Source organism: Psychrobacter pasteurii (assembly GCF_900162815.1).
Taxonomy (GTDB): domain Bacteria; phylum Pseudomonadota; class Gammaproteobacteria; order Pseudomonadales; family Moraxellaceae; genus Psychrobacter; species Psychrobacter pasteurii.
Genome location: NZ_FUGD01000150.1, coordinates 1 through 7,706 on the forward strand (window position 1 = coordinate 1; position 7,706 = coordinate 7,706).

The 7,706-nt window shown below is 38.0% G+C and carries 6 protein-coding genes and 2 pseudogenes; 4 read left to right on the top strand and 4 right to left on the bottom strand.

Going from position 1 to position 7,706, the window contains the following annotated elements; translation table 11 throughout:
* Window positions 1-213: 213 nt before the first annotated feature.
* Entirely contained in the window at window positions 214-1,266 is a 1,053-nt protein-coding gene (locus tag A1232T_RS12655) for a relaxase family protein (protein WP_167367081.1), read from the bottom strand.
* Window positions 1,256-1,588 (bottom strand): plasmid mobilization protein, encoded by a 333-nt coding sequence (locus A1232T_RS12660; RefSeq protein ID WP_077449738.1) that lies wholly within the window; start codon window positions 1,586-1,588, stop codon window positions 1,256-1,258. Before A1232T_RS12660 ends, A1232T_RS12655 begins: the two co-directional genes overlap by 11 nt.
* Window positions 1,589-2,480: 892 nt before the next feature.
* On the opposite strand from A1232T_RS12660, the gene A1232T_RS12665 reads away from it, so the two are divergent.
* The 3 genes from A1232T_RS12665 to A1232T_RS12675 all read left to right on the top strand — a co-directional run bounded on the left by A1232T_RS12665 (window position 2,481) and on the right by A1232T_RS12675 (window position 5,764).
* Entirely contained in the window at window positions 2,481-3,413 is a 933-nt protein-coding gene (locus A1232T_RS12665) for a replication initiation protein (protein ID WP_077449739.1), read from the top strand.
* Between the two features lie 148 nt (window positions 3,414-3,561).
* The gene (locus tag A1232T_RS12670; RefSeq protein WP_077449740.1) at window positions 3,562-4,515 is read left to right on the top strand and encodes a DNA-binding protein; all 954 of its coding nucleotides are present in this window, start codon (window positions 3,562-3,564) and stop codon (window positions 4,513-4,515) included.
* Between the two features lie 274 nt (window positions 4,516-4,789).
* Window positions 4,790-5,764 (top strand): hypothetical protein, encoded by a 975-nt coding sequence (locus A1232T_RS12675; protein WP_077449741.1) that lies wholly within the window; start codon window positions 4,790-4,792, stop codon window positions 5,762-5,764.
* Window positions 5,765-5,777: 13 nt separating this feature from the next.
* On the opposite strand, the pseudogene A1232T_RS12680 reads toward A1232T_RS12675, so the two are convergent.
* Window positions 5,778-6,242 (bottom strand): annotated as a pseudogene (locus A1232T_RS12680) (RNA-guided endonuclease InsQ/TnpB family protein); the annotation flags it as partial.
* Between the two features lie 62 nt (window positions 6,243-6,304).
* Here A1232T_RS12680 and A1232T_RS12685 point away from each other — a divergent pair.
* Window positions 6,305-6,640, top strand: a complete 336-nt coding sequence (locus A1232T_RS12685) for a hypothetical protein (protein ID WP_143513999.1) — start codon at window positions 6,305-6,307, stop codon at window positions 6,638-6,640.
* A 303-nt stretch (window positions 6,641-6,943) separates the two neighbouring features.
* Here A1232T_RS12685 and A1232T_RS12695 read toward each other — a convergent pair.
* Window positions 6,944-7,588: pseudogene (locus A1232T_RS12695) on the bottom strand (nuclease/transposase family protein); the annotation flags it as partial.
* Window positions 7,589-7,706 lie beyond the last annotated feature (118 nt).

The following is a 7,706-nucleotide window of genomic DNA, read 5'->3' on the forward strand; positions in this document are numbered from 1 at the left end:
TAATTTTGACTTACAACCCTTTAACGACTTCTTACGACAGTGTGTGTCGCCTTATATCCACCCCCTGAAGTGGGTGGTTTTACGGCGACTGGTGATAAAGCCCCTAGATTGCTGAGCTAAACGCTTAACAAAAGAAGCCCCTTGCTATGGGGCTTCTTTTGTCAGCCAGCCTTAAAAACAATGAACAAAAATCGTTTTCACTATTGTTAGGTATTACTTATTTTTGATTGATAATACTTGATGTGAAAGCTGTGGTGACTGTCGCTGTTCTCTGGGATGTTTTGGGCGGGGCTGTGTAAGTTCGAGAGGGGGCGGTACGACTGCGTCGCCAAACTCTTTTTGCATCTGCTCTTTTTTGATTTGCATAGCGTTTTCGTACTCATAGCGCTCTATGATAATGCGTCTCGATGCATTATTTTTGTAGCGTTCTTGAGCGACGGGCGCATATAAATGCGGATTATAATCGCTTGCATACATACCGCCTTTAAGCCTTACTCGCTGCGGCTTCCCATTCTTATCTGTTACATCAGGGTGTGATACGGTTATTGATGATTTTACTGTGCGCTCAATCGTTACGCCCAGTTGATTAAGCGCTCTTATAACGCTGTTGCGACCTCGCAACTCGTTGCGCTCGTGGCGCTCTATCATTTCGTCATCAATCCATTTCCGCAATTCGTCACGATCGTTTATTTTGTCGTCTTTTTTGTCGTCTTTTTTGTTCTTGCGTGGTGCGTCATACGGCGTGGGCGCTGTGCCAATGTATTTATTGTTTAATCGACGGCGACTGGGGTCATTCGGGTCGCTCAACTTTTTACCATCAATCGTGCGCATTTCGTGATTAACAATGTTCTTCCATGCGTTGACTCTGCGCTGGTCTGTGCCTTTATAGTAAGGCTGTAAGCGTTTCCCAGTTCTTAACTCGACTGCTGGGATTAAAAAATTCAATTCTAATCTGCCGTCTTTGTCTGAATGCTCAACCCAAAGCACATTATATTGATCGGGTTCTAAGCCTGGAAAGAGTGTTTTTTCAAACTCAATGGTTAAATCTTTTTTTTGTTGTTCGGTAAACTCTGATGCTTTTTCGCTAAACGATAAAACTCCGCATTTGTACTTATGCTCAAAGCGACTCGCATTAATGATTTGCTTTGTTAATTCAGGATCGCCACTAAAGACTCGCACATCTTTTCGATCTCTCTTATGACCAAGCAAATAATTGATTGGTGCTGACCCGTTTTCCTTACTTCTACGAAAGAATTTAACAATCATTTTTCTCATTCTCCCGAATTGATTGCTCGATATTTTCATCAACAAGAGAGTTGATTAAACCTCTTATGATTTCTATCTCCCGCAATACCTTTGCATCAAGACTTTCTTCAATATTTGCGTGTCGTGCGATTTGATTTAGATTAGACCCAATACGACCTAAAGTTAATATCAAGTCGGGATCTGCTTTTTTGGTTGGCACAACACCTAAAGCCAATTCCCTAAGCCAACCCGCTAGAGTACCGCCTGACTGTCGCTTTTTCATCTTCTCTAACTCATCGTCAGTGACTCGTATCGAGATTTCTCGATTTCGTTTAGTGGCCATAATTTTGACTCCTCCACGATTTTAAAATGGGTTCGGGGGTTAAGGGGGTTTCCCCCTTACCAGCACCTAAGAGGGAAATATGCAACGAAGTGAAATAGCCCCCTCTTAGGACTGCTGGCTTAAAAAGGTATTTAGCCTGCAATCTCATTATATACATAAAAAAAATAATTGTGAACTCGTTTTTCTTGTTTCTAAAAATGCTTGTTGCTGGTATTAATTTTTAAAGATTAATACTGTTTTTCTTCTATAAACTCTAATTTTCAGTTACTAAGTCTAATTTTCAGTTGCTAAATACAATTATTATTTATTAGTGCTGTTTTTCTTCTATGAAGTCCGATTTTTTAACTACTCACTATTTTTTGGCTTGTATCTTTTGCTATTAAGTCTGATTTTCTTTTATTAAATGACTTTTTTAAGTGTTAATTCGATTTTTCTTTTATCAGACATGATTTTTATTTGTTAGCTCTCTTTTCTTGTTTCTACATTGTGATGCTCAATAGATATGTGATTTATAAATTATGTATGCGTTAAAAAAACATAATTAATAGAGTAACAAGATGTAGATCTGACTTAAAAACTGACTTCAAAAAAGTTATCCACAGCAAAAAAATTTTTTTCGCTATTTTTTAAGGGTTTTTATTTAATCCTGTTTGATCCTGTTTAATCCTGTTTAAGGGCTATTTTTTTCTTTTAAAATCAATAAGTTACAAGTCTAAAAAACAGTAAATGAAGTGAAAAAACAGTAAATGAAGTGAAAAAACAGTAAATGAAGTGAAAAAACAGTAAATGAAGTGAAAAAACAGTAGTTATAATAATATTGTTTTAAGTATTGTTTTTTTTTAGGTTGATTCGCTATATTAGATAACCAATCTAATATAGGAATAATAAAAAAATGAAAGATAATTTAGTCGCACAGTCTAACAACTTGGTTTCAGCATCGTACATAATGACTACTCTTGAGAAAGAGCTGTTGCTTGCGTGCATTAGTAAAATTGACAGCAGACCCAATAGACCAGTTGAAGTAACGAAGCAAACTAAGTTCACCATATCGGTTAAAACAATGAAAGAGTTGTTCTATAACGAAAGAACAAATGATAATGCATATAGAGATTTGCGAAGGGCTGCTAATCGTTTATTTGAAAGAGAAGTAACTATAAAGCTCGAAGATAATCAGACTTTGAGAACAAGGTTCGTTAGTGGAATTCGGTTTGATCCAAAAAAAGCACAAATAACTGTTACGTTTGCCGAGGATATACTTCCATACTTAACAGAGCTATCAGCTAACTTTACTAAGTACAGATTACATGAAGTTGCTGAACTATCTAGCGTACACTCTATGCGTTTATATGAGCTGATAGTGATGTGGACTAATCAATTTCAATACAGCAAAGAGCTAGATTTAGATGATTTTAAGGAACTAATGGGAGTTCAAAATAGCTACAAACAGTTCGGACAGTTGCGAGAATTTGTAATAGAGAAAGCAATTAATGAAATCAATCAAAAAACGAACTATAAAGTTAGCGTTAGTTATAAAAAAGTTAGTCGCTCATTTGTTGGATTAACACTTAGTTTTTATAAGAAAACACTTGATAAGATAGCATGCAAAAACGGCACGTTATCGCAAGACAAAATCAAAGCAATCGTTAATAGCGTTCAGTTCATGAACGACTATAACGATCATCCAAAATTAAGCTATGAAGGCAAGATGAATACAGACGCATTTAAACGTGAAATGATGTTGATTATTCAACGAGAGCCAGAATCATTTAATAAGAAAAACAAGGGGTTAGAGAGCTATTTAGCACCGATAAAAAACGGTAATTAGTATATAAAAAGTATACACATCTTATATACCTTTTATAGACCCCAAATAGCTTTGGGGTTTTTTATGTATTGTTGTATGTTGTATTATACTACATACACTACAAAGTTAAGTGTATTAATATCTCACTACAAATAAGGACTATAAAAAAATGGCACTTACTACACAGCAAATTCACGCAAAAGCAGACGAATTACACGAGCAGGGCATTAAGCCCACACTGGCAAACGTACGCAAAGCTTTGGGCGGTGGCTCATTCACGACTATTTCAGACGCTATGCAGTTATGGCGACAAGAGCATAAAGAAGAACAGCAGTTACAACAAATCGACCTGCCGAACGGTATCAATGAACGCTTGCAGACTTTAGGGGCTGACATGTGGCAAACAGCTATTAATATAGCTAACGATCGTTTAGCAAAAGAGCGTGACGCTTTAGAAGTCGTTAAAGCAAAAGCACAGCAAGACGTTGACGAATACGCAGAGAGCGTTAAAACGCTTGAAACAGAACAAGCAGAGTTACTGCAACAGTTAGACGAAGTCACAGCGACCGCCGACAAAGCCAGTACAGACGCAGAGCAGGCAACAGCAGAGCGTGACACGCTCAAGCAACAGTTAATAGATACACAGCACAAGCTGGAACTTGCAAACACTGCAAAAGACACTGCACAGAAGCAGCTTGACGACACACGCACAGCATTAGCAGACGCACAAAAAGAACTGACAGCGAACACTTTCAAAATTGCGAAGTTAGAGAGCAAAGCGGACAGCGACAAAACAGAGATAGAACGGCTTACAGACGAACTTAAAGCACTTAAAGCCGATATTAAGAGCGTGACAAACGAGCGTGAACAAGCTAGAGAGAGTAACGCAGAGTTAAAGGGCGAACTTAAAGCAATCACCGCAGAGCGTGACAAATTCACTGCCGAAGTTAATCAATCAAGAAATGACAATGTGAAGCTCAAATCAGATTTCAAAGAACTAGACAAAAGATACGCTGATTTAATGACGAAAAACGAATATATATCAACTCAAAACATATCGCTTCAAAGAGATTTAGAGAAGTTGAGAGCCGAGCGTGACGAACTCAATAGCAAGAGCAAGTGACACTTTGCGCCCATGTGGGCGCAAAACTAACGTTTTGGGCGTAGCGTTGTGCTTTGCTTGCTTTGCTTGGCAAGGCGAGGCTGCTTTTAAATGTGTTGACAGGCGGCCGCCATATATATTAATAGGTTATTAGCCTATTATTTTAACTAAAATGCTTATTAGATAGCTACCTACATTTATAATAGGTTATTAACCTATTAAAACAATAAAAAACTTGTTTTACAGTTTTTTTATGAATATAATAGGTTATTAGCCTATTAATTAAGGAATAACTATGGTTAAGTTAGGTGATGATCCAAAAAAATACTCGCTTGGACAACTTGATCAAGCGTTAAAAGCTGAGCGTAAAAAGTATGCCCTGGCACTGCATAACGCTATAAACATCAGTGTTTTGGCTGAACCAGTAAAGGAAAATAATGATGCCTTAGGTTATAAAAACGTCACGCTCTTTGACTCCAACCAACCGCTATTTAAAGACAAAAAAGTCAACAAGCTATTTCGTGCCGTTGTCAAAACTGGTGCCGACAAACGGGCTCTTGCAGAATATGAAAAGCAGTTGTTGGACGCTACAAAAGAAATATCCTACCTCAGTAAAATCAAGGCATACAGGGAGAAGGACGAGGAATTACCAAATGGCTTTGATCGTTCAGATGATGATCCAAAACTGCCCGTGGTATTTCCTCGTTTCGTTAATAATGATGTGGTGAAAGTCAAAATAACCATGTATAAGTCGCATCAATCAGTGCGTTTTGATAGCGGTATGGTACACGTTGCGACATATACATCACCCCTGAGAGATCAAGACAATCAAAGCGATCAGGCAAGAAAAGACTTTGAAGAAATGGCCAAAGATCAATGGAATAGATTTTTAAAAGTCGCCACAGACCTTGAAAGCAAAGGGTTTAGCGTTGAATTAGAGAATGACAGCATACATACGCATTTATCCATTGACGTTAAAACACTACTCGAAAAATACAAATGCTCTAGCATACAAAGGCGTGTTTTAAGTGGCCGTCAAATTCGTGCTGAGTTCTATACCCTAGATCATCAGGGGCTTTTGCATAAATCAAGGCGTGAAAGTGTGGGCGTTCTGCTGATACCTAATGGTATGGCCATAGACGTTTTTGAAAGCGAGCCAAGACGCACACGTAACGATAATTTATTTATGGATGGTAACCCCAATGAGATTAAAGACGGCATTACAGATAATGAATTTAGCATCTGTCGATTGTATAGAAACGATGATTGACTTCCTCCCCTCGCTAAACCGAGGGGATTCCTACAGCTAGACGGTCAAGCCCGACCGCAAGGATGTTCTTGGCGGCATTGATATCTCTATCATGCCATGTGCCACACTCAGCACAAGTCCACCCTCTTATTCGCAAACCTGCTCTACCTTTCGGACTACTATCGCTTATCTTGCGACAGCACGAGCAAGTTTGGGTAGTGTAACTCTCATTTACTATCTCAAGCTGACAACCTGCATACTTGCATTTATATTCCAGTTGTCGTTTGAGTTCAAACCAACCTGCATCGTATGTCGATTTAGCTAGGTTGGTTTTTTTATTGGTAAATGAGCGTGATTTAACATCACCAACCACAATCAAGGCATTACTCTGCACTAGCTTGGTGGTGAATTTATGAGTTGAGTCTAACCTTGAATTTTTGATTTTAGCGTGGATTGCTTTTACACGTTCTTTATTATTGGCTCGCCCCGCAATAGCAAGCAGAATTTAGAAAAATTACTACCACAGGTGTAGTTGTTGCAAGCACTCCTCAAATAGGAGGATTGTTATTAACGGCTCCTTCAACAACTCCATCAGTAGGCGGAGCAGCTATAAAAGGAGCTGCAACTGCAGCTGGAATGGAATATGGACGCCAAAAAATGAACTGTTTAGTATGTAAACCTAATTATGGACCAATTGCAGCTCAAGGTGCTATTGGTGCAGCAACTGGTGCTTATGGAGGGGCAATGAATAAAGCTACGAATTCAAAACCTGTAAGTTTTATGAATTTGCCTAAAAACTTAAAAAATACAACGGGTAATGTTATTTTTATAAACCAAACTATGATGAATCAAGCTGGTAGTAAATCAGTTCAAAAAATAACAGATAAGGATAAATAATATATGGTTACAGTCATAATTATGGTCTGTACAGCAGTTATTATAATGTGGAGAGTTAAAGGCCATCCTTATTTAACTGCTAGTATTAAATGTTTTATATTCGTCTTAGGTATATTTTTAAGTAAGATAGTTTCAGATCAAAAACACAACATGACATTAGAGATTTTAAAAAAAGATTTGATATTTTGCTTACTGATATTTTTAGTACTAGTACCAATTATGTTGTTTAGTGTTAAGGTCCGGCAGATTATTAGAGAAGACTTAGACAATCCTAAGTAAATAAAAAATACTATTAGAATAGACAAGCTTTTTAGCCCACTTTTGCGTTTGCTTAATAATTAGCTTGTCACCCATTGAGGTAGTAGCCGACTCTTTTAATCCTAAATCAATACCAACACTACCTGTACCGCCTTTTTGCTTAGGAAAGTCTTTAACGGTGATACAGGCATACCAACGATTACGACTGTCTTGTACTATCTCAAGCGTGTTGATTTGATATAGACTTAGGTTGTAGCTATCGAATACATCGATGAGGAGCTTTTGACCTTTAGAAAGTGATAGCTGTATGGTTGATTTAAGTGCTTTCTTTCCCGTTTGTCTTGTGCTTAGGTATTTGATAGCAGACTTTTTAAAAGGTATCCAGCCCAGTGATTTACGTTTGGCATCAGAACGATTAGTACGCCAGCTAAGCTTGGCTTTTTTAAATTGTTTACGTGATTTAGCGTGTGTCTCATTGATAGCCTGTAAGGTCTGACTGTGTAATCCTAAACACTCACCGCTACCTTTGGTATACTCACTTAAATCATAAGCACTGAAGAACCTGCCAGTGCGTCTTAAATGCTCAAAACTTAACGCATTAACATAGTTCCACACGAAGTTTACCGAACCGCTTAGCTGATTCAGCTCTTTTATGTGTTTGTCTTTAATGCGTAGTTTGAGTGTTTTCATATACTTAGTATGGCGAGGTTAATTTTGACTTACAACCCTTTAACGACTTCTTACGACAGTGTGTGTCGCCTTATATCCACCCCCTGAAGTGGGTGGTTTTACGGCGACTGGTGATAAA

What these genes read in the sequence shown, in the direction of transcription:
- A1232T_RS12675 (WP_077449741.1), top strand. Translation starts at nt 4,790, where the DNA reads ATGGTTAAGTTAGGTGATGATCCAAAAAAATACTCGCTTGGACAACTT.
- A1232T_RS12660 (WP_077449738.1), bottom strand. Translation starts at nt 1,588, where the DNA reads ATGGCCACTAAACGAAATCGAGAAATCTCGATACGAGTCACTGACGAT.
- A1232T_RS12655 (WP_167367081.1), bottom strand. Translation starts at nt 1,266, where the DNA reads ATGATTGTTAAATTCTTTCGTAGAAGTAAGGAAAACGGGTCAGCACCA.
- A1232T_RS12665 (WP_077449739.1), top strand. Translation starts at nt 2,481, where the DNA reads ATGAAAGATAATTTAGTCGCACAGTCTAACAACTTGGTTTCAGCATCG.
- A1232T_RS12670 (WP_077449740.1), top strand. Translation starts at nt 3,562, where the DNA reads ATGGCACTTACTACACAGCAAATTCACGCAAAAGCAGACGAATTACAC.